Here is a 1,239-nt window from a genome sequence, read left to right as displayed (position 1 = left end):
ACGTATTCCAAGATCAAATCCTAGTAAAATTTAGTTTTATTTTTTAAGCTGCATATTGCTGAAGGACCACATACGGTGTTCCTCTTTTTACCACGGCAAATGCCCTAGCTATCAACTTATTCCTAACGTTGTTTATGGCTAGCATTTTATCTTTACCTTCTGCTAGTTTTCTATTGTAATACAATCGTAATTCGCTATCATGCTGTATCGCTGAAACACTTGCCATGCTTAGCAAACTCTTCATTTTTCTATCACCTAAATAATGACATTGCTTTTTTCTATAAATACTCGTTCCTGAGCGATGTTCATATGGTGCTGTGCCACAATAACTCGAAAAGGCACGCCAACTATCAAAACGTGTAAAGTTACCTGTGTGATAGATAAGCTGACAGGCAATCACCAATCCAATGCCTTTTAGACTTGTTAGTAATTCATAATTCTTGCTCATCGAAGCATCTGCTGATATGATCGCCTGTATACGATCCTCTATCGATCTTACTTGTTTCTCCTGGTAATCAATGCTGCGTTTTAACACAATACAGCCTGTGTCTGTTGTTGGACTGGACAAAAGCATTTTCATCTCTTTTAATGTCCCTTTTAAACCTGCATTATTTCTAACCAACAGATCCCGTAATGCCAACAATCTACCTAACTCCAAATGAGACTTGCCCTTAACCTTACTTGGTGTCAATTCTTCGCGGTAAAGCCAAGCGTAACGCGCTATTAAAACGGCATCCAATTTGTCGGTCTTTTCCTTAACAATACCTGAGGAACGCTTAATCTTTAAAGGGCTCTCCTCTACATAAACAATCTTTTGACTATCTAGGTACAGTGCTAATTTTAGGGAATAATAGCCTGTATTCTCAAAACAGTAAAAAACAGAATCTCCTTTTGTGATTTTTAAAACCCATTTTAATAGGCTTTTATAACCTACAATATCGTTGATAAACTCCCTGTGCTCTTGAGATTGGTGACAATAAGCGTCTAGTGTGTTTTTTGAGACATCGATGCCGACGACTTCTTTGTAATTTTTCATATTTTTACAATTAAAGTTTATAATTATGTTGCTTTAACTACTTCCTTTATCGGGAATTAACACTCCTGGTATTCCAAATGGTTCTTGGCAACTTTATAGAAAGAGAGGACTCGTACGTCTAAGGGATCACTAATCTAAAACACGTTATAGTTCTCCTCTTTTTCTATATAAATATATTTATTGTAAACTAAAGAAACACGTTG

At 36.2% G+C, this 1,239-nt stretch carries 1 protein-coding gene; it reads right to left on the bottom strand.

Going from position 1 to position 1,239, the window contains the following annotated elements; translation table 11 throughout:
* Positions 1 to 43 precede the first annotated feature (43 nt).
* Positions 44 to 1,036, bottom strand: coding sequence for an IS110 family transposase (locus ACJJVO_RS00435; RefSeq protein ID WP_405569073.1), 993 nt, complete (start codon positions 1,034 to 1,036; stop codon positions 44 to 46).
* Positions 1,037 to 1,239: the final 203 nt, after the last annotated feature.

This window comes from Winogradskyella sp. Asnod2-B02-A (genome assembly GCF_045063645.1).
Lineage (GTDB): Bacteria > Bacteroidota > Bacteroidia > Flavobacteriales > Flavobacteriaceae > Winogradskyella.
Note: the sequence above shows the minus strand (reverse complement) of the source record. Positions and strands in the feature narration are given on the sequence as shown.

Coding starts and splice junctions, on each gene's coding strand:
- ACJJVO_RS00435 (WP_405569073.1), bottom strand. CDS start 1,036: ATGAAAAATTACAAAGAAGTCGTCGGCATCGATGTCTCAAAAAACACA.